Source organism: Nannocystis pusilla, from assembly GCF_026626665.1.
Taxonomy (GTDB): Bacteria; Myxococcota_A; Polyangia; order Nannocystales; family Nannocystaceae; genus Nannocystis; species Nannocystis pusilla.
Window position 1 is genome coordinate 3,647,444 of the sequence record NZ_JAPNKE010000002.1, and the last position, 24,636, is coordinate 3,672,079.

At 72.5% G+C, this 24,636-nt stretch carries 17 protein-coding genes and 3 pseudogenes; 13 read left to right on the forward strand and 7 right to left on the reverse strand.

Features of this window, described 5'->3' with window-relative positions:
• Positions 1-179: 179 nt before the first annotated feature.
• The 4 genes and pseudogenes from OV079_RS15985 to OV079_RS16000 all read left to right on the forward strand — a co-directional run bounded on the left by OV079_RS15985 (position 180) and on the right by OV079_RS16000 (position 2,936).
• The gene (locus OV079_RS15985; RefSeq protein WP_267769533.1) at positions 180-1,562 is read left to right on the forward strand and encodes a hypothetical protein; all 1,383 of its coding nucleotides are present in this window, start codon (positions 180-182) and stop codon (positions 1,560-1,562) included.
• A 70-nt stretch (positions 1,563-1,632) separates the two neighbouring features.
• Complete coding sequence (locus OV079_RS15990) at positions 1,633-1,992, forward strand: hypothetical protein (protein WP_267769534.1); 360 nt, start codon at positions 1,633-1,635, stop codon at positions 1,990-1,992.
• 57 nt (positions 1,993-2,049) lie between these two features.
• Positions 2,050-2,550, forward strand: a pseudogene (locus tag OV079_RS57990) (SDR family oxidoreductase); the annotation flags it as partial.
• The gene (locus tag OV079_RS16000; protein ID WP_267778552.1) at positions 2,451-2,936 is read left to right on the forward strand and encodes an SDR family oxidoreductase; all 486 of its coding nucleotides are present in this window, start codon (positions 2,451-2,453) and stop codon (positions 2,934-2,936) included. The pseudogene OV079_RS57990 and the gene OV079_RS16000, both read left to right, overlap by 100 nt.
• A gap of 55 nt (positions 2,937-2,991) precedes the next feature.
• Here OV079_RS16000 and OV079_RS16005 read toward each other — a convergent pair whose 3' ends face one another.
• The 5 genes and pseudogenes from OV079_RS16005 to OV079_RS16030 form a co-directional block, all read right to left on the reverse strand.
• Positions 2,992-4,155, reverse strand: a complete 1,164-nt coding sequence (locus tag OV079_RS16005; RefSeq protein ID WP_267769539.1) for a S41 family peptidase — start codon at positions 4,153-4,155, stop codon at positions 2,992-2,994.
• Positions 4,156-4,176: 21 nt separating this feature from the next.
• Positions 4,177-4,869 (reverse strand): TetR/AcrR family transcriptional regulator, encoded by a 693-nt coding sequence (locus tag OV079_RS16010; protein ID WP_267769549.1) that lies wholly within the window; start codon positions 4,867-4,869, stop codon positions 4,177-4,179.
• A gap of 323 nt (positions 4,870-5,192) precedes the next feature.
• Positions 5,193-5,453, reverse strand: a complete 261-nt coding sequence (locus OV079_RS16015) for a hypothetical protein (RefSeq protein ID WP_267769550.1) — start codon at positions 5,451-5,453, stop codon at positions 5,193-5,195.
• A 183-nt stretch (positions 5,454-5,636) separates the two neighbouring features.
• Positions 5,637-6,982: pseudogene (locus tag OV079_RS16020) on the reverse strand (DUF1552 domain-containing protein).
• Between the two features lie 476 nt (positions 6,983-7,458).
• Positions 7,459-7,599 carry a hypothetical protein gene (locus OV079_RS16030; RefSeq protein WP_267769552.1) on the reverse strand — a complete coding sequence of 47 codons (141 nt, stop codon included), beginning with the start codon at positions 7,597-7,599 and terminating at the stop codon, positions 7,459-7,461.
• 117 nt (positions 7,600-7,716) lie between these two features.
• On the opposite strand from OV079_RS16030, the gene OV079_RS16035 reads away from it, so the two are divergent.
• On the forward strand, positions 7,717-8,838 hold the full coding sequence (locus tag OV079_RS16035) for a hypothetical protein (protein WP_267769553.1): 1,122 nt from the start codon (positions 7,717-7,719) through the stop codon (positions 8,836-8,838).
• Positions 8,839-8,890: 52 nt separating this feature from the next.
• Here the strand turns inward: OV079_RS16035 and OV079_RS16040 are convergent, their stop codons facing one another.
• Positions 8,891-9,997 carry a hypothetical protein gene (locus OV079_RS16040; protein ID WP_267769555.1) on the reverse strand — a complete coding sequence of 369 codons (1,107 nt, stop codon included), beginning with the start codon at positions 9,995-9,997 and terminating at the stop codon, positions 8,891-8,893.
• Positions 9,998-10,445: 448 nt separating this feature from the next.
• Between OV079_RS16040 and OV079_RS16045 the strand changes: the two genes are divergently transcribed.
• Positions 10,446-10,826: a hypothetical protein gene (locus OV079_RS16045; protein WP_267769557.1), complete on the forward strand. Its 381-nt coding sequence runs from the start codon at positions 10,446-10,448 to the stop codon at positions 10,824-10,826.
• Between the two features lie 104 nt (positions 10,827-10,930).
• Here the strand turns inward: OV079_RS16045 and OV079_RS16050 are convergent, their stop codons facing one another.
• Positions 10,931-12,250 (reverse strand): SMI1/KNR4 family protein, encoded by a 1,320-nt coding sequence (locus tag OV079_RS16050; protein ID WP_267769559.1) that lies wholly within the window; start codon positions 12,248-12,250, stop codon positions 10,931-10,933.
• 1,009 nt (positions 12,251-13,259) lie between these two features.
• Here OV079_RS16050 and OV079_RS16055 point away from each other — a divergent pair.
• The 7 genes and pseudogenes from OV079_RS16055 to OV079_RS57995 form a co-directional block, all read left to right on the forward strand.
• Entirely contained in the window at positions 13,260-13,436 is a 177-nt protein-coding gene (locus tag OV079_RS16055; RefSeq protein WP_267769560.1) for a phosphatase PAP2 family protein, read from the forward strand.
• A complete protein-coding gene (locus tag OV079_RS16060) occupies positions 13,433-13,714 on the forward strand; it encodes a phosphatase PAP2 family protein (protein WP_267769562.1) in 282 nt (93 codons plus the stop codon). The genes OV079_RS16055 and OV079_RS16060 overlap by 4 nt, the downstream gene beginning before the upstream one ends.
• Before the next feature lie 110 nt (positions 13,715-13,824).
• Complete coding sequence (locus tag OV079_RS16065) at positions 13,825-14,865, forward strand: ferritin-like domain-containing protein (protein ID WP_267769564.1); 1,041 nt, start codon at positions 13,825-13,827, stop codon at positions 14,863-14,865.
• Positions 14,866-15,429: 564 nt separating this feature from the next.
• On the forward strand, positions 15,430-16,212 hold the full coding sequence (locus tag OV079_RS16070) for a hypothetical protein (RefSeq protein WP_267769566.1): 783 nt from the start codon (positions 15,430-15,432) through the stop codon (positions 16,210-16,212).
• A gap of 84 nt (positions 16,213-16,296) precedes the next feature.
• Positions 16,297-16,905, forward strand: coding sequence for a hypothetical protein (locus tag OV079_RS16075; protein ID WP_267769569.1), 609 nt, complete (start codon positions 16,297-16,299; stop codon positions 16,903-16,905).
• Between the two features lie 785 nt (positions 16,906-17,690).
• Positions 17,691-18,560 carry a tetratricopeptide repeat protein gene (locus OV079_RS16080; RefSeq protein WP_267769570.1) on the forward strand — a complete coding sequence of 290 codons (870 nt, stop codon included), beginning with the start codon at positions 17,691-17,693 and terminating at the stop codon, positions 18,558-18,560.
• 881 nt (positions 18,561-19,441) lie between these two features.
• Positions 19,442-24,262, forward strand: a pseudogene (locus OV079_RS57995) (tetratricopeptide repeat protein); the annotation flags it as partial.
• Positions 24,263-24,636: the final 374 nt, after the last annotated feature.

A 24,636-nucleotide genomic window follows, 5' to 3' on the forward strand; every position in this document is an offset into this window, starting at 1 on the left:
GCCGCTGGACCGACGCCCGCCCCGGCACCCAGGCGGCCGAGCTGGCCGCGGGCCTGCCCGCCCACGGGCACGACGCCGCGCCGGAGCCGGCCCAGCTGTCCCTGCCCGTCGACGCGCCTGTCCCTGCGGACAGCCTCCACCAACCTGCCCTCGCGGACAGCCCCCGGCCACCTGTCCCCATGGACAGCCATGACCTCGACCGCGCGGCCACGCGCTCCCCACCTGTCCCCACGGACAGCCGTGCCCCCGACCGCGCGGCCACGCGCTCCTCGCCTGTCCCCACGGACAGCCGTGACCTCGACCGCGCGCCCACGCGCTCCCCGCCTGTCCCCACGGACAGCCGGCCATCATCTGTCCCTTCGGACAGCCACCTCGCCGCCCTCCGCGCCTCCTCGTCACCTGTCCCTGCAGACAGCTCACCCGCCGCGCCGGGCCTCCGCACCGCGGTCGCTCCCGGCTTCGACCCCGCCGCGCTGTCCGGCCCCTTGCCCGCCCCGCGCGAGCAGGTACCTGGCCTCGGGGCCAGCCTCGCCCGCGACCCGGCCGCGCGCACGGCCGCCGGCGACACCCTCCCGGGCGCCGCGATGAGCCCCTCGAACTCCTCGCTCCTGGCGATCCTCTCCAACCGCTCCGGCGCCAGCCTCAGCACCCCCTCGGCCACGGCGGGGCTCGCGGCCCCGCCCGGCGGTCTGGCCGAGGCGCCGCTGGTGGTCGCCGCCGTGCGCGAGCCCGCCGACAGCCCCGCCTCGCCCGCGACCCGGGACCTGATCGCCGCCGTCCGCTCCTTCCTCCCCGATCGCCCCGACCTCGCCGGCCCCGAGCCGGAGGGCCGGATCCCCGCCAGCGCCCTCGCGGTCGCCCGCCGCGCCCTCCTGGCCCGCCACGCCGACGAGCGGCGCCAGCAACAGGTCCGCGACGGCGGCCTCGGCCTCCTGTTCGCCGCCATCGTCTGCGGCGGGCTGCTGCTGTTCGGCCTGTGGTACGCCGCCATCGCCATCGCCGTCCTCGCCATCCTCCTGCGCCTGCGCCGGGAGGAGCGCGGCGAGCGGTTCGGCGCCGAGGTCCAGCGTCTGGGCGACGCGCTCGGCGGCCAGCGCCTCCCCAGCTACGACGCCATCGCCGCGTGGTTCGACCGCCTGTGGCCCGCGCCCGTCAGCCCCGAGGCGATGTGGACCAGCCACTTGCACGGGGCGGTCCGCTGCGACGTACACGGCTACCCCGCGCTGGTCGACGTCCACCTGAACGAAAAGACAGCCGGCGGCGTCGTCTACCCGCCGCGGATCACCGCCTACCTCGCCGCCCTCTGGCCCGGCCGCGTGCCCTCCCTGCGCATCACCGCCACCGACCTCACCCCCGCCGCCCAGGCCCGGCTCGCCCGCCTGCGCAAGGCCGGCTACACCGTCGTCGCCGACGCCAACGGCGGCCTCATCATGCGCGCCAGCGAGTCGATCGCCCAGGCCGCGCGGGCCGACATCACCCGTCTGCCCGCGCTGCAGGTCCCGATCGGCGAGCTCGCCGACCTCGCCCGCGACCTCGGGGCCGAGCCCGTCCCCGCCTCCTAGCGCCGTGTCGGTCACGCGTGAACACGCGACCACGTCCGCCCGGTGTCCCCAGTGCGGCACCGGCGTGACCGTGCATCACACCGTCGCCCGCCGCGACGACGGGGTCCGCTGGTCCACCGCGATCCGCTGCCTCGCCTGCGGCCTCTCGCTCGAGTCGGACAGCAACGCCGGCGACTCGGCCGCGCGAGCGGCCGTCCTCGCCACCAACGGCTCGTGGATCGTCCGCCTCACCAGCCTCGGCCCGCGACCGATCCGCGTCCTGCAGGCCCTCCGCGACATGCTGGGCCTCTCGCCGGCCGTCGCCCGCACGCGCCTCGACGCCCTCGCGCAGGGCACCCGCGTCGAGATGGAGGCCCTGCTGGCCAAGTTCGTCCGCGAGGGCGCCGAGGGCACCTGCGTCCGCGTCGAACCGACCTCCGGCCCGCGCTGACCGACCACGCCGACCCTCCCCGCGGAGCAACGCGACTCTCCCCGTGCAGCGCCGCCGATGCATCCATTGCATCGAGGACCTCTCACCGCCTCGCGTCGCGCGTGGAGACCTCCGCGGCGCGCTCCGCCGCGAGCGTTGCCGCGCCGCCGAATCGCCCGCGCCTTTTGGTTATGCTCGCAGCATGGTTTCGTTGCGAGACAAGGTCGCGCTGATCGTCGGCGGCAATCGGGCATCGGCAAGGCCACCGCCTTCGCCTTCGCCGACGCCGGGGCCAGGGTCGTGGTCGCCGCGCGTCGCCGGGCCGAGGGGCAGGGCGTCGTCGAGCAGCTGCGCGCCCGCGGCACCCCGGCGATCTTCGTCCCTCTCGACGTCACCGTCGAGGACGACATCGTCGCCGGCGTCGCCGCCACCGTCGCCGAGTTCGGCCGCCTCGACTGCGCCGTCAACTCCGCCGGGATCTGCGAGGACTTCGGCCCCGTCACCGACGTCGACGGCGCCGCCTTCGATCGCATGATGGCCGTCAACGTCCGCGGCACCCTGCTCGGCATGAAGCACCAGCTGAAGCAGATGGTCGCCCAGGGCGGCGGCGGCAGCATCGTCAACGTCGCCTCGATCCTCCTCACGTCGGCACCCCCACCGGTTCGGCCTACGTCGCCACCAAGCACGCCGTCCTCGGCATCACCCGCTCGGCCGCCCTCGGCCACGCCAAGCAGGGCATCCGCGTCAACTGTGTCGCCCCGACCGCCATCACCGGCACGCCGATGGTCGACAACGCTCTGGCGAACTTCCCCGCCGTCATGGAGCCCGTCATCTCCGCCATCCCGATGGGCCGCCCCGGCCGCGCCGACGAGGTGGGCCGCGCGATCGCCTGGCTCAGCAGCGACGACGCCGCCTTCATCTCCGGCCACTCGCTGGCGATCGACGGCGCCCAGCTCGCCATGTGAGCGCCGCCCCGACGCCAGCCATCTGTCTCGTCGGCCACGTCCGATAAGACATGTCCTATCGGACATATCCTCCCGCTCTGCCGCGCCTCACTTCGGCTGCAGCTCGCGGAGCCGCTCCTCCAGCTCCGCCTTCAGCTCCGGGTCCGTCGCCTTGGCGATCTGCTGCTCGATCAGCTTGACCTGGACCACCCGCAGCGCGTCCTCGGCCGGCACTGCGATGTCGGGTTGCACGCCCACCCTCCCAGTTCGTCTTCGAGATCGGGTTTATCGCCCGGCCCGTCGGCACGAACGCCCTGAAGTGGTCGCCGAGGCGCACCATGTCGCCCGGGTTCGCCCCGCCCCACGTCACCTCGCCGACGATCGTCGCCCGCTTCAAGTTCTTCAGGTTGTACGCGAACTCCTCCGCCGCCGACCCCGTGCGCGGGCTCGTCAGCACGTAGACCTCGCGGCCCACGTAGGACTTGCCCGGCACCGGCGCCGTCCAGAACTGGCGCGTCTCGTCGGCTGGCCGAAAGTACAGGTCGTTCAGGTGGACCCGCTCGTCGAACAGATAGCTGCACAGGTACGCCACCATCTCCGGCGACCCGCCTCCGTTGCGGCGCAGGTCGACGATCAGCGCGTCGGTCTCCGCCAGGAACGCCATCGCCGCCGACGCCGCCTCGAACCCGCGGCCGGGGAACGCGAACCCGCGGACTTCCAGGTAGCCGATGTTGCCGGGCAGCCGCTCGACCTTCTCGAACCCGCCGTTCATGCGGCGCGAGAAGTCCTCGAAGCGGGCCAGCTCCTCGGCCGACGGCTTCCCCTCGGTCTCCTGCGGCGGCAGCGTCTCCTTGCTGAAGCGGACGTGGAAGTGCGCGTCGCGCAGCACCTCGTTGATGTCGTTCGTCAGCGTCGTCGCCAGCGCGTGGCCCGTCGTGATCTTGTCGTACTCGCCGCGCTTGCGGCGGGCGCGGATCGCCCTGGCCACCTCGTTCGCCTTGTCCGGGAACACGTACTTCGCCGTCAGCGCGCGCGCCAACGCCTCGACCGCCTCGTCGCGCTCCGCCGCCGTGATCGGCCCGTCCGGCCCTCTCGGCGGCGGCGCCTTCGGCACCGCCATCTGCGGTCCGCCGGAGGTCGGCGGCGCCGCGTCCGGACTGGCCACCGCCGCCTTCGCGCAGCCGAGCGAATACAGGGTAGATAGCGCCAACCAACCGCGGATCACTGTCGACAATCGCATCTTCGCCTCACCTCTTTGTCTTCACTTCGCGCCCCGCGTCCGAGCTCGCGCCGGCGCCGGCTTGCCCCGTGTCGGCTTCGCCCGCGTCGGCCGCTTCGCCACACGTCGAGGCTCCGGCGCGACCACGCTCTTCAGCAGCAGCGCCGCCATGCGCCGGACCTCGACCTCGACCTTCGCCCGCTCGCCGAGCTCGGCGACGCTCAGGCTGTACGGCAGGAACGCGTTGGTCGCCTTCACCAGGGTCGACGCCGTCGCCGCCGCGTCCTCGACCTCGAACCGCCCGCACGCCACGCCGGCCGCCAGCACCCCGGCCACCAGCGCCACCTCGCGCTCCATGTGGGCTGTCCTTCGGGCCATGTACCCCGGCCGCACCGCCTCGAACAGCTCGTCGAGGCTCTGGCGGTACGCGCTGACGCTGTCGAGCCGTCGCAGCACCCGCTCGATCAGCACCGAGCGCAGCACCTCGGCCGGATCGCCGCCCCCGCGGGCCAGCGCCGCCAGCCACGCGTACGTCTGCGCCACCACCCGGTCGATCGACGACAGGCCGACCTCTTCCTTGCTCGGGAAGTACATGTAGACAGTCCGGCGGCTGACCCCCGCCTCGCCGGCGATGTCGTCCATCGTCACGCTGCGGAACCCCCGGGTCGTCAGCAGCCGATCGGTGGCGTCGAGGATCGCCTCGCGCGTCTCGCCGTTGCCCCTGGACCCGTTCACCGTCGATGCAGCATTGCACACGGCGACGACTTTGTGCAAGCCACCATTGCACACTTCACGGACTTTGTGCAGCGAACTGGCACGACCCCGGCCTCATCGTCGCCCCGTTCGGCGCGCCGCCGCACCGACCTCGCCTCACCGCCGGCCACCGGCCGTTCGCTCCCGACTTGCGCGGACGAGGCCTGGCCGGCCCTCGCGGGCCCTTCCCGTCCCGCCCGCCTACATATGCCAACGTCCCGGTTCGCCCCACCTGTCTCATCGGCCAGCCTCGCTCCTCTTCGCGCTCCCCGCTCGCGGCGACGATGCCCCGCGCGACGCCTCGATCAGGGCCTGCGGCCCCACACGCTGATCAGGGGCGAGTTGACGGCGACGAGGTCGGGGTCGGCGAGCAGGGCGCAGTACTCGTCGAACTCGGCCTCCGTGAACGAGCCGGAGGCGACCGCGTGGGTCCGCAAGGCTCGCACGGTCGCAAGCCTGAGGGCGACCTGCGGGCCGGGTCGCAGCAAGTGCGCGGTCTCCTCGGCGCCGACGTCGACCGCGCCGAGCCCGAGCAGCAGGCCCGGCAGGTGGGCGCCGAAGGTCATCCGCGACGTGACCGCGTTGCACGGGACGAACCGCCGGGCCCCGGATCGACAGCGTACGCGGCGACATGGCGCTCTCGCTTCCGGCCGACGTGGGTCGCGGCCGCGTACCGCGTGCGCGGACCCGTCCCGCCCGGGTCCTCCGACCACCGATGCGCCTGCCCCGGCGTCCTGCCGCACGCGGCCTCAGGCCAGGCTCAGGGCGCCGGTGCAGTACTCGGGGTTGCCGAAGCTCATCTCGTCGATCCCCATCGCGTGCATGCAGCCGACCCAGAGGTTGTTGTGCGGCACTTCGCCGTCGACCCGCAGCCAGCGGCCCGTCTTCACCGCGCCGCCCGCCTTCCCGGCGAGGACGTAGGGCATCTGACTGCGATCGTGGTTATTGCCCTTCTGATGCTCGTTGACCCACACCACCAGCGTGTTGTCGAGGACCGTGCCGTCGCCTTCGGGGATCGCCCTCAATCTGGCGAGCAGATAGGCGAACTGCTCGGCGTACCAGGTGTTGATCTTCGTCAGCTTCTCCTGCGCGTCGTCGTCGCTGTCGCCGCGGTGAGACAGTTCGTGGTGCGCCTCGTGGATCGACAGCCACGGGAACGGGTCGATGTTCGAGGAGTTCGCCCACATGATCGACGCCACTCGGGTCAGGTCGCAGGCGATCGCCATGGCGAGCAGATCCATCTGCAGCTTGCCGAGCGCCGGGACCTTCGCCAGCGTCTGCAGGTCGGGCTCGTCGGAGAGCTCGGGCGGCGCACACACGCCACTCTCGTCGTACCCGGACTCGAGCCGCCCCTCGATGTCGCGGACCGCCTCGAGGTGCGCCTCCAGCTTGATCCGGTCGGCCGCCCCGACCCTCGGCAGGAGCCGCTCGTAGTCCGCCGCGACCGCGTCGAGGACCCTGCGGCGCTCGGCGATCTTGCGCGCGCGCTCGTCGGCGGACAGATGGAGGTCGCCGAAGATCCGGGCGAAACCCGCCGCCGGATCGACCTCGGGAGGAGCGGCTGCGCCGGGCCGCGGTAAGAGATCCGCGAGCTGACCGTGGCGCCCTTGATGCGGACCCCGAACTCGAGCGAGCGAAACTTCGTCGAGCCCGCGATCGCGTCGGCGATCTTCTGATCGATCGAGATGCCGTCGGCCCACCCGGCCGTGAAGTCGCTGCTGCCCTTGAAATTGCCCTCTTGCAGCTGGGTGCCGGTCAGCGCCTGCCCCGTCCCCTTCTGGTGGGCGTCTCCCGGCCCGTGATAGGCCGACAGCGCGTCGACGCCGTCGACGATGACGAGCTTCTGCTTGAAGGGCTCCAGCGGCTGCAAGATCGGCGAGAGCGTGAATGCGTCCTCGTCACCCGACGGCCGCCAATTCTTCATCACCGTGCCGTTCGGCGTATAGAACACGATAAAGCGCTGCGGATGGGCCGCTCGCGGCCGCGAGCCCGCGCCGGGTCGCGCCATGGCTTCGAGAAAGGGTAGCGCCACGCACACGCCGGCTGCGCCCCGAGCATTGTTCGTCGAGAGAGTGGATCTGTTCATAAACTTCATCCTTCGCCCGCGCGAGCGCGGCTATGGGCATTGCTCTCGGTCCCGGCCCGAACCGCGTTCATGCCGTGGAGGCATTTCGCGCGGCCGGGGCGGCTCCGCCCGCGCCCTGGAGGCCACGGGGAGACCCGCACTTCGATGAATGAACCACCGCCTCGTCGTAAGGTGTGTTCGCTAGCAACCACGGCAGTCCCCGCCGGCGCGACCGCAGCGCGAAGCGGGGACGTCAGCTCCAGGAGCGCGTCAACGGCCGCACGCGCTCGACAGCGCGGCGAGCGCCATCGTCAGGCAAATGCCACCCGGCTCATTCCTACCAGCCGAACGTGCGTTCTTTCGCAGGACCGGATCTCCTGTCACGTCCCTGCAGCCCGCGCACGCGCGGCTTGCCGCACGGGCAGCCTTTTGCCGATAGCGACACTGTCCGTGCCGCGGCGGCTCAGCCGGCCTGGAAGAGCGCCCGGCTGTCCCGACCACGAGCTCTATCGAGGCACGGTCGTGCTGCGGCCCTCGCTCGCTCGCGCCCCGCTCGGGGCCTCGCCGGGATCCGCGGGGGCCGAGAAGGCCAAAATCAGCTGGGCCAGCACCATCGGCTGCTCGACGTTCGGGCGCAGTCGATCCACGATTTCGTCGCAGCAGCCTCCTGAACGGCGATGGGATTCGGTGTCTTTTTCTCGGAGCGGGTGAGCGCGCGCGCGAACTGGTTGACCCGGCGAGGAGAGCGTGGCTGACTGGGTTGGATGTCGATCTCGAGACCACGCGCGCTCGGGTGGATCGTCGCGCTGAGCGGTGCGATGGGCTGCACGGCCAGCGAGGGCACGGGTGGGAGAGCGAGTGACGGGAAGGCCGAGGTCGTGGCTGGGCCGGCCGGGCAGGTCGCGGCCGATCGAGCCGCGGACACGGTCGTGGCGGCGAAGGACGGCGCGGCGGTCGGGTCGGAAGAGGTCGCCCAGGGCAAGGATGTCGGCCCCGGAACGGAGGTCGTTGCGGCGAAGGATGTCGCGTCGCAGGTCGCCGAGGCGCCGAGGCCGGATGTCGCTCCGCCCGCTGGGTCGGCGGTCGAGCTCGAGGCGCTGGACCGGGTGCTCGCAGGGGAAGACGCGGAGGTGATCGAGGTGGTCGATCGAAAGGCGGTCGGGCGCGACGAGCTGGTGTTGCTGCGCTGGTACGGCGCGCGGGCGTGGCAGGCACAGGAGCGGCGAGCCGGGCGGCTCGAGGCGGCGCTGACGGGGTTGGAGGCGCAGGTGGACGCGTGCGAAGGGACACCGGGGGAGCTCAGCGTGTGCCTCGCCGGGGCGATCGCCGATCCGTACGTGATGTGGTCGGCGGCCGGACGCGAGGTGTTCGCGTGGGAGGTCGCGCGTGTGCGCGACGGCGCGGTGCTGGGGCGGAGGCGGCTGTTCGAGGGGTCGATGCGGGTCGACGACGTGCCCCACAAGTTCAAGGTGTACGACGTCGACGGTGACGGGCGCTCGGAGCTGACGGTGATCGTTCCGGTCGAGCGGCCGCAGCACGACCAGGCGATGGACCACGAGAGCGGCGAGGTCGGGTTCATCCTCGAGGTGGCCGATCTGCACGTGCAGTTCTCGGCGACGCGTCGGCACGTGATGCGCGCCGAGGATGTCGGGGGCAGCGAGTCGACGGCGGAGACGGTGTGGCTGGCCCGCGATGTCGACGGCGACGGGCACGCGGACCTGCAGCTGCGCGAGACCAGCCGGCTCACGGACATCGCCGCGGACGATCAGCCGCCGGCAGGGCCGCGATCGAGCGCGCGCACGACGATATGTACATACGAGCCGGTGGCGGATGCGTGGCGCTGCCCGGAGGCGCTCGGGCAGCAGTTGCTGGAGCCGTCGGGGTGAGCAGCCCGGGGCCGAGGCGATGTCTCGAGCCCCGCCCCGCGGCCGTGTCCTCTCATTCGCAGGCGACGCGCACGTCGACGACCTCGCCGGTGCGCTGCTGGCCGGCGGTGCGGTAGACGAAGCTGGCGCGCTCGAGGCCGCAGTTGCCGCGCGCATCGCACTCGCGGCGGGTGGTGAAGCCGAGATCGATCTCGACGATCTCGAAGCTCGCGAGCGGGAGCATCTCCCAGCCGCTCGAGCGACGGTCGGCGTCGTGGTCGGCCCACAGCATCAGCTCGCCCCAGCGCGCGTCCGCGGCGGTGATCTTGCCATCGTGGTCGCTGTCGAGCTCGGCGAGGGCCTGGAAGCCGTTGTGCACACCTGACCCGAAGGACATGCGGGTGGCGGCGCCGAACAGCTCCTGGCCGCCGTCGATGCTGCCGTTGCCGTCGCGGTCGAGCGCGAGCCACGGGGTGGTGGCCGTCGGCCAGTCGGCGCGGGCGCAGCTGCCGGCGCCGCCGTGGATGTCGAAGTCCGCCGCCGAGGCGGAGGTCGGCGCGAACTCGATGGCGTCGCCGAAGCTCAGCACCAGCGGGGTGTTGCAGTCTTCCCAGTTCCACACGTGGCGGCCGGTCTCCTCGTCGACCATGCAGCCCATGTCGATGTCGAACTCTTCCTCGCCGAAGCCGCACGACTGACTGTCGCCCGGCTTGCACTCGTCGGCCTCGCCGCACTCGCCCCAGCGCGTCTCGCCGGTGTCGGGGGTCGCCTCGTAAGCGACGCAGTGCTGGGTGCCGCCCTCACAGGCGCGCGAGTCGCCCTCCTTGGCGCACGTCTCCGTCAGACAGGCGGTCCAGATGTGGTTGTACTGATCGAGCGACCACACGCAGAACTCGAGGCCGGCGACGCCGCCGATCTGGCACTCGCTGGACAGCTGACTCTGGTCGCAGACCTCGCCCGCGCGGCCGAAGTCCGCCTTGGGCTCGGGCTCGGGCTCGCCTTCGTCCTCGCTCTTGACCTCGCCCTCGCTGTCGCCCTCGCCTTCCTCGTCGCCCTCGCTGTCGCCCTCGCCGGCCGCGGAGTCGCCGTCGTTCGCGTGATGACCCTCGACCTTCGAGTCACAGGCCGGCAGTGCGAGGAAGAGCGAGGACAAGGTGAGGAGGCGAGTCGTGGTCGTCATGCGGATGGGCCTTAGCAGGGGCCGTGCCAAGCCGCCCAGAGGACGTGCAGGCGACCTGGACGCCGTTTGCAGCGCGGGTCGGTGAAGCCCCTGCGACGAGGCTGGAGCCCACCGGCGTCCTGGTCTGACGGGAGTGTCGTGCGATCTCGCCGAGGCGAGGCGAGCCGAGCCGCGCCGGCCGAGTCGGTGAACGGCCCCCGGGCGTCGCCCGGCAGCGCGGCCGAGCGGCTCGCATCGTGGGCGCACCTCTTCGAGGGACGCCGAGCCGAGGCGAGCGGGCACCTGCGCCGGCGACTTCGGGATCTGCGCCCCCGCAGCAGACGGAGAGCCGGCCCCCGGCTGAGAGCGCGCCGGCGCCCGCGAGCCCCTCGCTCACGTGCGAGCGCGCCCTGCCCCCATTAAAGCGCGGGCGCCGGGGCTCCCTGCAGCCGCGCGCCGCCTCGCCTTCATGCCCGAGCCCACCGCCGCCTCGCGTCACCTGACCACGCTCCTCGTGCTCGCCTACCTCGGCTTTATCAGCCTCGGGCTGCCCGACGCGGTGCTCGGAGTGGCCTGGCCGTCGCTGCGCGCCGCCTTCTCGCTGCCCCAGGCGGCACTCGGCGCGCCGCTGGCCGCTCTGGCGGTCTCGTACTTCCTCCGGGGCTGGCGGCCGGCAGCCTCATGCGTCGCGTCGCCCTCCTGCACGAGACGCTGGTGGCGACCGTGGACCGGCCAGGTCCCCCTCGCTCATCACTTCGATGAAGCGGCCGCGACACGATGCCGTGGGTGCGCCTCCTCGTGCCGCCCGTCACCCTTTGCCAGAGCTTTGCCGAGGATGGATCGCCGCTGATAACGCACGCCTGAGCACCCATGAAAACGGCCACGAGACGAGGGGCCCGAATGAGAGGAGTCATCGTTCGTGCTCGGGCAGGAGCCCTCGCGGCCGGTTCGCCGCTATCGCTTCGGCGGCTTGTAGCCCGACACGATCGTCCGCTTGCGCCCCTCGAGCTTGTCGAGCTGCGCCTCGAGCCCCTCGCGGCGGGCGTACGCGCGGGCCAGGATCAGCGCCACGTACTCGCCGAGCGAGTCGGCCGCGATCGTCGCCACCAGCGCCTGATCGTGGCGATAGCGGATCACCGGCGCCGCGTTCGCCTCCGACTTCGCCCCCGTCGCCAGGAAGAACAGGTCGCCGGACGGATCGCTGCCCAGCGGGATCGCCTTCTTCGCCGGATCGAAGCCACGCACGTCGTAGCGCCCGCGGCCGCTCGGCGGGTCGTCGGCCTCCTCCTCGTCGTCCTCGATCGTCCCCACCATTTCGCGGACCAGCTGGCGCATGCGCGCCGGCGGCCCGAAGTCGCGCGACCCGAGCGCCGCGTGCGTCGCCAGCAATTGCCTCAATTCCTGCGGCAGCCGGGCGCTCACGTGCTTCGCCAGCGCCTCGATCTCGCGCGCCCGCGCCGGCCCCTTCGCCTCCACCTCGGCGGGCCTCAGCTCCCACGCGGTCATCAACGCCAGCGCCTCCGCCACCGTGTGCGGCAGCTGCTTCGGCAACTTCGCCAGCACGATCCCCGGCGCCATCGCCTTCGGGATGATCTTCGCCCGCAGCAGCAGCGCGCGCAGTCTGTCCGCCCCCGAACCCGCGATCGTCGCAGTCGCCGCCACCAGCCGCCCCAGCGCCATTGCGGCCGCCGGTCCGCGGTTCGCCGGGTCCAGCGAGTTCCCGTCTGCCAGCACGCGGAACAGCAGCCACAGCCGCTCGTCGTTCCACTCGATCTTCATCAGCCCGGCCGCGACCGCCTCGCCGTCCGCGTACGCCAGCAAGCGGCTCACCGCCTCGCCCGCCAGCTTGAAGCCGACCTCGTTGTTCGGGTTGTACTCGCCGAGCGCCTCGATCGCCGCTCGCGTCGTCCGTCGCAGCCCGCCGTCCAGCAGCGCCACCAGCAGCGGGATCGCCGACGGCCCCAGCGTCGCCGCCGGCCGGAAGCCGTACGGCACCCCGAGGGTCTCCGGATGGGCCGCGATCGCCCGCAGGAACGGCCCCGCGAGCTGGCCCAGCGTCGCCGATCGATCGGCCCCCTCGGCCTCGAGGAACACGTCGAACGCCTTGAACGCCACGCTCCCGGGCCGCGGCCAGCCCTCGCGGCACGCCGGCGCCTCGGCCAGCGCCTCCAGCTCGCGCGCCAGCGATCGCGCCGCCTCTGCGTCCCCGCCGGCGGCCCCCGTCGCCAACCCCGTCAATCGCGCCTCGAGCTCCGCGTACGTCCCGGTCTGCATCGCTGGACGCCCAATGTAGCCCGACCCGGACGTCCTCTGCCAGCAGGGCGTCCATCGGGCTCGACCCGGACATCCTCTACCAGCGAAGCGCGATCAACGCACCTCCGAGCCTGCGAATCACCTGTCCCCAAAGCCACCTCCTTCGGCGCCGCCGGCCTGCGATTGGGCATACTCGTCCGACCGAGCATGTCGCGCTGCCTGTCTCTGGCCCTGGTCTTCGCCCTCGCCGCCCCGCCCGCGGCCGCCCACCCGCTGGCGCGCACCCCCGACCCGGGCGCCTGGCAGCCCGCCGGACCCTCGGGACATGTCTCGGATGACATGCCCGAGAGGACACCCTCACGGACCCTCCCGCCGGCTGCTCCGGCGTCCGCCTCCGCCAACCTGTCCCCAAGAACATCCCCCCTGGCCGCGTCCCCAGGGTCAGTCCGCATGACCACGGCCGCGCCCGTCAACCTGTCCCTACGGGCAGCCGATCCGCCCTCGCCTACCCCGCCGTCCCCTCTCGACGAAACACCCTCGGGGACAGCCGACCCGGCCGCCACCGACAACCTGTCCCCGGGGACGCCCGCCCCTGCCCCGCCTCGCCCCACCTCAAGTGTCCCGGGAGACATGTCTTCCGGGACATCTCCCCCACCGAGCCCGTTCGCCTCGCTCCCGCCGCCGATCCGCCGCTCCCGCCCGCCCCGCCGGCCCTCCCGCCGCACCTCATGCGCCTGCGGCCGGCCGTCGACGTCCCCGTCATCGCCCTCGGCCTCGTCATGTGGCTAGGCACCGATCTCGCGGCCCGCGACATGCGGTGGTCCGGCTGTCAGGCCTGTGATCGCAGCCACATCAACGGCCTCGATCGGCGCGTCCTCGGCAACGAGAGCCTCGCGGCCGCCCACGCCTCCGACGCCCTGCTCTACACCGCGATCGCCGCTCCGATCGTCGCCGACCTCGCCGACACCCTCCTCGCCGGCCGCCGCGCCCCGGCTCCTACCGTCACGCCGCCGGCGGCTGGGCCCGCGACGTGGTCGTCCTGTTCGAGGTCCTCGCCGTCAACGTCGGCCTCAACAACCTCGTCAAGTACGCCGTGCGCCGCCCGCGGCCCTACAGCTACGAGCCCGAGAGCGAGCTCGGCGACGTCCAGGCCGAGGAGTCGCGCCTGTCCTTTATTCAGGTCACACCTCGACCGCTTTCGCCATGATGAGCGCCTGGGCCACCCTCTTCACCCTGCGTCACCCGCGGGCCCGCGCCGCCGTCCCGGCCTGGCTGCTCGCCGTCGGCCTCGGCGCCACCACCGGCGTCCTGCGCGTCGAGGCCGGCAAGCACTTCTGGACCGACGTCCTGTTCGGCTCCGTCGCCGGCACCGCCATCGGCGTCCTCGTTCCGCTGCTCCACCGCAACGATCGCGGCCGCCGCTTCTCCGCCGGCATGAGCCCCACCCCGCGCGGCGCCCTCGTCAGCCTCACCGGCCGCTTCTGACAGCGCCCGCCTGCCAGGCGGGCTCTGCCGCACAATCACCCCACTCGCGCGTCGACTGCCCGCATTCGCACGCACGGTGGAGGATCGGCCACGTGCTAAACTCCTCACCCATGCTCGGCGCTCGTCGGCTCCCCCTCCTCTTCGCCTCGATCCTCGCCGAGGTCGCCGCGTCCGGGTGCGGGGCCGACGACCCCTGTAGTTACGAACAAGTCACTGCCATCGGCGCCAACCGGCTCGCGCCCTACATCGAGGACGGCAACCTCACCCTCGCCGAGTGCCAGGTCCTGTGCCCCATGATGGCTTCGCCGGCCGTCCCCGACGAGCCGAGCAGCCCGAGCTCGAGCACCTCGACCACTGACCCCACCACCGGCGACACCACCTCGACGACCACCGGCGCCGTCGACGACGATCACGCCCCGCGAATGACCACCGTGCTCGGTTGCGCCGCTATTCCCGCCAGCAAGAGCGACATCCGCTGCCAGTACGAGACCGACTGCAAGGGCGGCCGGCGACCCGCCGGCCTGCGCTCCGAGGGCCGCGGCGGCGGCGACGATCCCGTCGCGCGGTGGTTCGCCGAAGTCGCCCACCTCGAGGCCGCCAGCGTCCCCGCCTTCGAGCGCCTCGCCGCCGAACTCCGCGAACACCACGCCCCCGCCGAGCTGATCACCGCGGCTCTCCGCGCAACGGTCGACGAGGCCCGCCACGCCGACCTCCTCGGCGCGATCGCCAAGCGCCTCGGCGGCCGCCCCAGCCCCGTCGAGCTCGCGCCCGCCCGCAGCCGCTCGCTCGTCGAGCTCGCGCTCGAGAACGCCGTCGAGGGCTGCGTCGGCGAGACCTGGGCCGCCTTGCTCGCCGCCCACCAGGCGCGAGTCGCCGAGGATCCCGAGATCCGCGCCTGCATGGCCGAGGTCGCCGCCGACGAGGCCGCCCACGCCGACCTCGCCTGGGCCGTCGACGCCTGGATCGCCCCCCGCCTGAGCGCCGACGAACGAACTCGAGTTCTCGCGGCCCGCTCACGCGCCGTCCTCGCTCTCCGCGATCCTCCCATCCTCGACGAGACCCTCGAACGGCGCGCCGGCCTGCCCACACCCGACCTCGCGCGCCGCCTCTGGGAGGCCCTGGGGCGCGAGCTCTGGTCCTCAGCCGCCTGAACGCCGCCGAGCTCCGAATCGCCGGAATCACCGCACCGCCGCCTGCCCGGCTCGCGCCGCCGAGCTCCGATCGCCGGAATCACCGCACCGCCGCCTGACCGGCTCCCGCCGCCGAGCTCCGCTCGCCGGAATCACCGCACCGCCGCCTGACCGGCTCCCGCCCCTGAGCTCCGAATCGCCGGCATCACCGCACCGCCACCGGACCGGCTCCCGCCGCCGAGCTTCGATCGCCGGAATCACTGCACAGCCGACGCGAACCTCCGTCGCCGTCCTGCCTCCTCGCGCGATGAAGCCTCACACGCTCGTCTCCGACAGACGCACGCAGCCCGGATCGTGAATCGCGTCGGTCGGCGGCCAGCCCTGGCCGTCGCAAGACGTCCTGTCGCCGTCACGCCCCGGATCCACGCGCCGACGCGCGATCGAATTTTTTTGTCCGCGCGCTGCGACAACGGATCCGTCCGCCTGTCATGCCCGCAGGAGGCCGGATCACGCCAGCGTCGTGCTCGGCGGCGGCCTCTGCCTGCGCCCCGCCGCGAGCCTGCGCGGCCACCAAGGAATTCGTCCATGTTCATCACCTTCACGCGCCCTCACGCCTCGCTCTCGCGCCGTCTCCTCTCCGCCTCGCGCCTCGGCGCCGCCCTGCTGCTGAGCGCCTCCGTGCTCGCCCCGCTGGCCTGCGACGACCCACCAGCGGCGCGCGCCGACGCGTCCGCGGTCGACCTGCGCGACGGCGGCGGGTGTCCGTGCGACGGCGGCACCGATCACCTCGGCAACCCCGTGGACACCGACGTCTGCGGCTATCAGGTCTGCGGCGAAGACTTCCAGTACTACGTCTGCGGCCAGGACGGCTGGGTCGCCCAGGGCGGCGTCTGCGGCGGCGACGACGGCTGCCATTGCCCTGGTGGCAAGGACTACCTCGGAAACACCGTGAACGCCACCGAATGCGGCCATCAGGTCTGCGGCGAGGACTTCCATTACTACGTCTGCGGGCAAAACGGCTGGGTCTCCCAGGGCGGCGTCTGCGGCGACGGCGACGACGACGGCGACGAATGCGATTGCCCCGACGGCACCGACAACCTCGGCAACCCCGTGCACGCGACCGCCTGCGGCCAGCAGATCTGCGGCGAAAACTTCCAGTACTACGCCTGCGAGCCGAACGGCTGGGTCGCCAAGGGCGGCGTCTGCGGCGGCGACGACGGCTGCGACTGCCCCGGCGGCAAGGACTACCTCGGCAACACCGTGTATGCGACCGAATGCGGCCACCAGGTCTGCGGCGAGAATTTCCAGTACTACGTCTGCGACCAGGACGGCTGGGTCGCCCAGGGCGGCCCCTGCAGCGGCTACTAGACGACCGCACCCTGCGTGAGAATGCGTGCTCCTGGGACAACGCCGCGCTCGCCTTCTGTAGCGAGCGCTGGTAGCATGACATCCATGAGTCCATGGAAGGCTGCGCTTCGTCAACTCCGTGAAACGATGGATCCGCGAAGCCCCGAGACCCGACGCGAGCACGCGCTCCACGAAGCCGCCCATTTTGTGGCATTTACCATCCTTGCAGATACGTTCCCGAAAGAGCTCAATTTCAGAATAGTACACATATCCATTTGCCCTGGAGATGGCTCTGACGGCGAGCTTTATTGCAAATACGAAGACTCTCTGCCGCTGCCTCAAAGCGCCGTTCTGGTCTTGTTGGCCGGAATCGCAGCTCAAGTGCACGCGCGGCACGTCGGCGGACTCGCTGACTGCATCCTGATCGCAAAGGATGTTGGTCGAAAATCCGGACGATATGATATTGAAATGATCTATGAGCACTTCAAGGAGCGGCTTTGGAGTGCTGACGACTGCCCTGGCGAGAGCTCTATTGAGGGTTTCAGCGAGCGGCTATTGGAAGCTCACTTCGAATCCGCCCTTGAATTGGTCAAAGTGAACTGGGCACGAGTCTTGCGGGTCGCCGACGCGCTCCTAGAAAAATGGGATTGGACATTGACACCGGACGAGGCCCTCGAAGCGTACAAGGAAGCGGACGAAGGAAGCTGTGGATAGGTATCGCGCCCTGGGGCGGGGCCAGCTGAAGAAACTCTGAAGCGGCCCGTCGGCATCGGGCCGAACGAGGCGCTCGAGTACTTCCGCAAGAAAAACTCTCGCCCGACCTTGAACTCGAGAAGGTCGCCCTGCTCGCTCAACACGACAATCACGGCACCGACGCGGGCCCCCTCACCGCAATCGTCATCGCGCCCCCGAGCCCCCCGAGCCCGCACGATCGTCTCCGACGAACGCACGCCGCCCGGCTCGTGAAATGGCGTCTGTTCGGCGGCCAGCCCTGGCCGTCGAACAGACGCCTCTCGCTCTCCGCCGGAGCAGCCTTCGCATCGAAGCCCACGACGGCGTGCGGGCCTCTCACGGCTGCAGCCGTGCCAGGGGTCCGGGGAAGCGGCGGCCGCGATTGGAGGTGAGATGGGCGCGAGGAACGAGTGTCCATCTCGCCGGTTAACTCGCGGCCGTCGCTTCCCCGGACCCCCCGCGAGGCGCAGTCGGCAATATGCGGACTGCCAGAACCACCGAGCCTCCGCGCAGAAGCCCGGCCCCCCGCCCATCCAGACGAGCGCGCCAGCGCCCCGAAGCTCGGGCCTCCCGCCCCCAATCGCCGACCCTCCGTCGCCCCGTCCCGCGCGATCTTGCCCACGGTCACCTGTCCGCCCACAAACCACACGCCCGGGCGGCCGTGGTACCTTGGGCGGCCCCGCTCGCGGCCCACGCCCATGCCCGAAACCGCCGTCGCGCCCAAGCGCCAGCCCTCGCCTCACGATCTGCCTTGCCCGCTGCCGCCCGTGGCTCCTGGAGAGCCGCCCGAGCTCGGGGCGTTTCGCGCCAAGCCCAGCGACGACGCCTTCTTGAAGCTGCGGCGGGCCTTCCGCGAGGCCGAGAACTGGAGCGCCCTCGCCACCTTGCTCGTCGTGCACGCTGCGGCGATCAGCGGCCCGCCCAAGGTCGCCGAGCTGTGCGTCCAGGCCTACGAGCTCTGGTACGACCGCGTCAAGGACAAGCCCCAGGCCGCCTACGCCCTCGTGCGTGCGCTTCAGGCCGAGCCGCACAACAGCCGCGCCTTCGAGCAGCTGCGCAAGGTCTACGGCGAGCTCGGCAGCCTCGACGAGCTCGCCACCTTGCTCAAGTTCCGCCTCGACCATTTGCGGCGGCACGACCGGACTGCCGTCCCTGGTGCGCTCGTCGAGCTCGGCAAGGTCGACGAGCAGCGCTGTCAGGTCGACGAGGCGATCGCTTGCTACAGGGCCGCCCTCGAGATCAACCCCCAGGAGCGCGACGCCAGCGATCAGCTCATCCGTCTCCATCTTCAGGCCGGCGCCTGGCTGCGCGTCATCGATCTGATCAACGCCGAGCTCGCGCGCACCGACAGCGTCCGCGAGCGCGAGCGCTTCGCCGCCCTCCACCTCCGCCTCGCGCGGATCGAGGCCGAGCAGCTCGAGAACATCCCCTCCGCCGCGCTCCACCTGCAGGCCGCGCTCAAGGCCAACCCTGACGACGTCGCCGCCCTGCGGGCTTCGGCGCCCTCTACCTCGGCAGCGGCAAGGCCAGCGACGAGGGCTTGCAAAAAGCGGCCGACGTGTTCTTCCGCGCCGCCAAGCTCGCGCGCAGCCAGGGCGACGACAAGATCGCCTACAGCCTCCTGCGCCGGGCCATGAGCCTGCGTCCCAACCATCACGAGGCCGGCAACGCCCTCGCCGAGCTCCTGATGGCGCAGGAGAAGTGGATGGAGCTCGACGACCTCTACGGGGCGTGGATCGGCTACGTCACCGAGGCCGACAGCTACGGCCTGTGGCTGTCGCGCGGCGAGCTGCTGGAGACCCGCCTCGCCCGCCGCGAGGAGGCCCGCGCCTGCTACGAGCAGGCCTCGCGGCTCGAGCGGCCCGGCGGCGACGCCTGGCTGCGGCTCGAGGCCCTGCTCGTCGAGCTCGGCGACAACCATGGCCTCGTCAGCCTCTACGAGCGCTGGTCCGAGCAGGACCCCGGCGGCCTGCCGACCGACAAGCTGCTGTGGGCCGCCCGCGTCGCCCGCGAGGACCTCGGCGACGAGGAGCGGGCCGCCGTCAGCTTCTACCGCGTGCTCGAGCGCGAGCCCTTCAACCACGAGGCCTTCGAGGGCTACAAGGAGCACTGGCGGCGCAAGAACAACTGGTCGCACCTGGCCGGCCTCATCCTCTACCAGGGCGACCAGGCGCTGCAGATGGGCGGCGGACCCGACAGCCCGCTCGCCCGCTCCGAGTTCGCCGAGCACTTCGTCGAGCTGGCCGAGATCTACGAGCGCCGCCTCGGCGACCTCGCCGGGGCCCTCGACGCCTGGAACCGGCTCGCCCTCGCCTATCCCAACGACTGGCGCCCGCGCGACCAGATCGCCCGCATCGACAAGCGCGCGCGCATGCTCGACGCCAACCTCGCCACCCTCGAGGCCGAGCTGCAGCGCACCATCGACCCGCAGCGCCGCTTCGAGGTCCTGCGCCGGCTGTCGCAGGCCCACCGCGAGCGCATGACCGACCCGCAGCGCACCATCGTCCTCTTGCAGGAGATGCTGGCGCTCGCGCCCGGCCACGAGGGGGCCCTGCGCGCGCTCGCCGAGATGTACGAACGGACAGGTGCTTACGACCAGGTCATCGACCTGCTGCGGCGCCAGCACGACGTCACCCGCAGCATCTCGCAGCGCGTGGTCCTGCTGCGGCGCATGGCCGAGCTGTGGCAGTACGAGCTGCACAGCCCGCGCGAGGCGCTGTGGGCCTGCGAGCAGATCCTCGGCTACAGCCCCTCCGACATGGACGCCGTCCACCGCATGCAGGGCCTGTGCGCCGAGCTCGGCGACGCCGGCGGCGAGTACGAGGCGCTGTCGCGCGAGCTCGGCCTCGTCGGCGACCCGGCCCAGCGCACCCGCATCATCCGCCGCATGGCCGACGTCGCCGACCGCAAGCTGCAGGACCCGCAGCGCTCGGCCCAGGCGTGGACGCAGCTGCAGGCCGGCGACCCGCACAACCTCGAGGTCACCGACAAGCTCATCGCCGCCTACGAGGCGCTCGGCAACCGCGAGGAGCTCGCCAACCTGCTCGGCAAGGCCGCCAGTTCGGCCCGCACCCCGCCGATCCGCCAGCTCGACTACCTCATGCGTTTGGGCCACGTCGCCGAGTCGTCGCTCGGCGACGCCGACCTGGCCTGCTCGGCCTTCGAGCGCGCGCTGCGGATCCACCGCGACCACCGCGGCGCCACCGAGGCGCTGACCCGCCTCTACCGCAACCTCGGCAGCTGGCACGGCCTGGCCGCCTCGCTCGGCACCCTGCAGGAGATGGCCGACAGCGACGAGGAGGCCCTCAACATCGGCTGGGAGCGCGCCGAGGTCCTCGCCGACCGGCTCGACAACCCGGCCGCCGCCATCCGCGTGCTCGAGCAGCTGAGCTCGAACGCCGCCGTCGGCAACCGCGACGTCGCCCTCAAGCTGCTCGAGCTGTACGAGCGCGCCGGCCAGTTCGACCGCCTGATCCGCCACGCCGAGATCCTCCTGCTCTCCGCGCTCGAGACCGACGAGCGGCGCGAGCTGTTCTCGCTGGTCGCCCGCACCTACGTCGTCAACCTCAGCGCCCCGCAGAAGGCCATCGCCGCCTTCCAGCGGTTCATGCGCGAGGAGCCCGACGACGGCGAGGGCCTCAAGATCCTCGGCGAGCTGCAGGCCCTGGCCGGCGATCACCAGGCCACCCTCGACACCCTCGGCAAGCGCCTCGAGAGCCTCACCGACGCCGCCCAGCAGGTCGTCACCCTCGAGCAGATGGCCGAGGTGTGCGAGTTCGGGCTCGGCCACGCCAAACGGGCGCTCGCGCTGCTCGGGCGGGCCCTCGGCATCGCCCCCGGCAGCCGCGACCTCAAGCAGAAGATCGAGGCGTTCGCCGAGCGCCACGGCATGTACAAGGACCTGCTCGTCGTCTACGGCGAGCGCTTCACCGAGATGAGCGGCCGGGCCGAGAGCCGCGGCCAGATCGACCTGTGCCTCGGCGCCTCGGCCACCGCCGAGAAGAAGATCGGCGACCCCGACCTCGCCTTCGCCTGGGCGCGCAAGGCCTACTTCGTGGCCCTGCGCGCCGGCCTCGACGCCGGCCCGGTGCAAGGCCGCCTCGAGGGCCTGGCCCAGGCCCACGGCCTGTGGCCGCAGATGCTCGACGTCAGCGAGCAGGAGCTCGCCTTCCAGGAGAAGACCCCCAACTACGGCGACTACGGCACCATCGCCCTGTTGATGTCGGCCGCCGAGATCGCCCGCGAGCGCCTCGGCGACCCCGCGCGCGCGATCGGCTACCTGCAGCGCGCCTACAAGCTGCGCCCCGACGACGACGACCTCGGGCGCCAGATCGAGGCCCTCGGCGAGGCCCACCAGATGTGGCAGGCGCTGATCGACCTGCAGGAGCTGCGGCTCGGCCGCGCCAAGACCGGCCTCGGCCGCTTCGACGCCTGCGTCGCCATCGCCAAGATCTACGAGCGCCACCTGAGCGACCCGAAGCGCGCCTTCCAGTGGCTGCGCCGGGCCGAGACCGACCTGCGCCCCGCCGACCCCTCGCTCGCCGAGGAGGCCGCCGGCCTGATGACCGAGCTGGCCCAGCGCCATCAACTGTGGCCCGAGCTCGCCGATCACCACCGCGGCCTCGCCCTCGCCAAGCTGCAGCGCAACGAGCGCGGCGGCCTCAATCAGCTCAAGGACTCGGCGCGCATCGACTACGAGAAGCGCCAGGACCCGCTCGCGTCCCTGCGCACCCTCCGGCTCGGCGTCGCCTACGACCGCGACGGCACCGCGCTGATGCCCGCGATCGAGGCGATGGCCGCCAAGGTCGACGAGAAGCGCAGCCCCGACACCCCGCCGACCGGCGCGCTCACCCTGCTCTCGGTCACCCAGCAGATCATCGGCCAGACCGTCGACCCCGCGGTCAAGCTGTCGCTGCTCAAGCGCCGCGCCGAGCTGCGCGCCGGCCTCGGCGACACCGCCGGCGCGATCGCCGAGTGGCTGCGCGCCCTCTCGCTCCACCCCGGCAGCGAGGAGGCCCGCTTCGAGCTCGACCGCCTGGCCGAGCGCGACAACCTGTGGCACCTGCTCCTGCTCGCGCCCGCGAGCGAGCTGCACTTCGGGACAGGCAAGGCCCAGCAGGGCAAGCTCCTGACCCAGATCGCCGAGCTCTACGAGAACTGCCTCGGCCGGCCCGAGTACGCGCTCAGGGCCCGGATCGCCGCCTGGAAGCTGCAGGGCGACCTGCCCCCCGAGACAGGTGACCTCGGGCCCGTCCACAGCAAGATGTGGCACCTCGCCAGCCTGACCGGCACCTACACCGCCCCGCCGCCGGCCCGCGACCCGCTGCTGTGGCCGCAGATCGTCCCGCCCGAGCTGGCCGACCGCGACCAGTGGCGCAAGCTCGGCCTCGACCCCGACACCCTGGCCCCGCGCATGCCCGTCAAGCCGCGCGCCACCAACAAGGAGGAGTCGAGCGTGATGGAGCTCGACGACCTCGAGGAGGTGTCGCGCCCGACCGCCGAGATCCAGCTGTCCGAGCTCGAGCCGCTCGAGGAGCTGCGGCGCGGCGGCGGCAAGGAGGTCGTCGCCCGCCCGGGCAAGACCGTCCGCAGCGAGACGCACACCAACATCGTCGACCTCGCCGACCTCGAGCCCGTCGAGCTGTCGGCCACGGCGGTCAAGATCCGCGCCCCGCGGCCGGCCCGCGGCGAGACCGACATCGTCGACATCGCCGACCTCGAGGCCGTCGAGGCCTCGGGCTCCGTCAGCGTGCGCGCGGCCGGCCTCCCCCGTCAGGAGTCCGGCGTATTCGACCTCGCCGACCTCGAGCCGATCGAGGACAGCCTGGTCGGCCCGGCGCCGAAGCGCCCGAGCGCCGAGGTCTCGGGCGTGCTCGACCTCGACGAGATGCTCGAGCTCGACGACGACGCCCCGCGGCCCACCTCGCACAAGCGCTCGCTGCCGCGGCCCGCCGCCAAGCCGCGGGGGCCGAACCCGCCGCTCAAGCCGGCCCCGCCGCGCCCGCCGGGCGGCAAGCCGGTCGCCAAGGCCCCGCCGCCGGCGCGCCGCCCTGCCGCTCCGCCGCCGCCCTCGCGCCCGCCCGAGCCTGTCCCCGCGGCCAGCGTGCCGCCGCCGCCCCCGGTCGCCAGCCGCGAGCTCATCGACGCCGTCACCGCCGGCCTGCCGGCCCTGCCCGAGCTCGACGCCCCGGTCCTGCCCGGCCGCCCGTCCGCCAGCTCTGCCTGGCACGAGCTGGCCCATGCCTACGCCTCGGTGGTCCCCGCCAGCAAGTCCGAGCGCGCCGGCCTGCAGCGCCTGCTCGCCCGCCTGTGGGACGAGGGCGCCGGCATGCCCGACGCCGCCCTCGAGCGCTACGAGGAGGCCCTCGCCCTGGTGCCCGACGACGCGGTCGCCCTCTCGGGCCTCGTCCACATGGCCGAAAGGACAGCCGACCCCGAGCGCCTGATCGCCGCGCTGTCGCGCCTGCTGTCCGACCTCACCCTGCCCGAGCACATCGTCGCCTATCACCTGCGCCTCGCCGACCTGTACGAACAGACAGCTCAGCCCGAGCGCGCCGAGGAGCAGTACCGCGGCGTGCTCGCCGTCTCGCCGAAGCACCTGGGCGCGCTGCGCAGCCTGGCCGCGCTGCACGCCAAGACCGGCCGCGAGCGCGAGGCCGCCGAGGCCTCGGCGCGCCTCTACGACGTCGAGGCCGACGGCCTCCCGCTGGAGGAGCGGATCCCCCGCGTCCTGCAGCTCGCGCGCGACCTCGCCTACCGCGCCGACCGCTCGCTCGAGGCCATCCGCCGCCTCGAGGCGCTGGTCAAGGAGACCCCCGAGACCGCCGACGTCCACGCCGAGCTGATCGAGATCCTCCAGCGCGAGGGCCTGTGGGTCCGCGCCGTCGAGGCCCTGCGCGCCGCCGCCGAGGTCGTGCCCAACCCCGACGCCCGCGTGCGCTGCCTGGCCCGCGCCGCCACCCTCACCGAGGAGCGCCTCGGCCAGCCCGACGCCGCGATCGCCGGCTGGTCCGAGGTCCTCGACCACAACCCCGGCGACCCCGACGCCCTGGTGCGCCTGCAGAGCCTCTACCTGCGCACCGAGCAGTACGCCAAGCTGCTGCCGATCCTCGACCGCCGCCTGGCCCAGGTCGCGCCCGGCGACCGCGACGCCCGCATCGCCCTCCTCGTCGTCAAGGCCCGCGCCCTGCAAGAGGGCCAGGGCGACGAGGCCGCCGCGCTCGAGACCCTCGAGACCCTCGCCGCCGAGGCCCCCGAGAACGACGACGTCGTGCTCGGCCTGTCCCGCCTCTACCGCAAGGGCGGGCGCATGGACGACGGCGTCGAGATGCTGCGCCGGCGCCTGGCCGAGATCGTCAGCGACATGGAGGTCCGCGTCGAGCCGCTCGACGAGGAGCCGCTGCCGTTCGACATCCCCGAGCCGGTCTCGCCGGCGCTGGCGGCCCGCCGCGTGCGGATCGCCGAGGCCCTGGCGACCGCCCTGGCCGAAGAGGCAGGTGACCCCCGCGGCGCGCTCGAGACCCTCGACGAGGCGCTCGCCGCCGCCCCGCCCGACGCCGCGCTCGGCCTGCAGCGGCGCCGCGTCGCCCTCGCGCGGACCCTCGGCGACGACCGGGCCCTCACCGTCAGCCTCGCCGCCGTCGGCGAGCCCGACGGCATCCTCGAGGCCGCCGCGATCGCCCGCGACCGCCTGCACGAGCCCGAGCTGGCCGC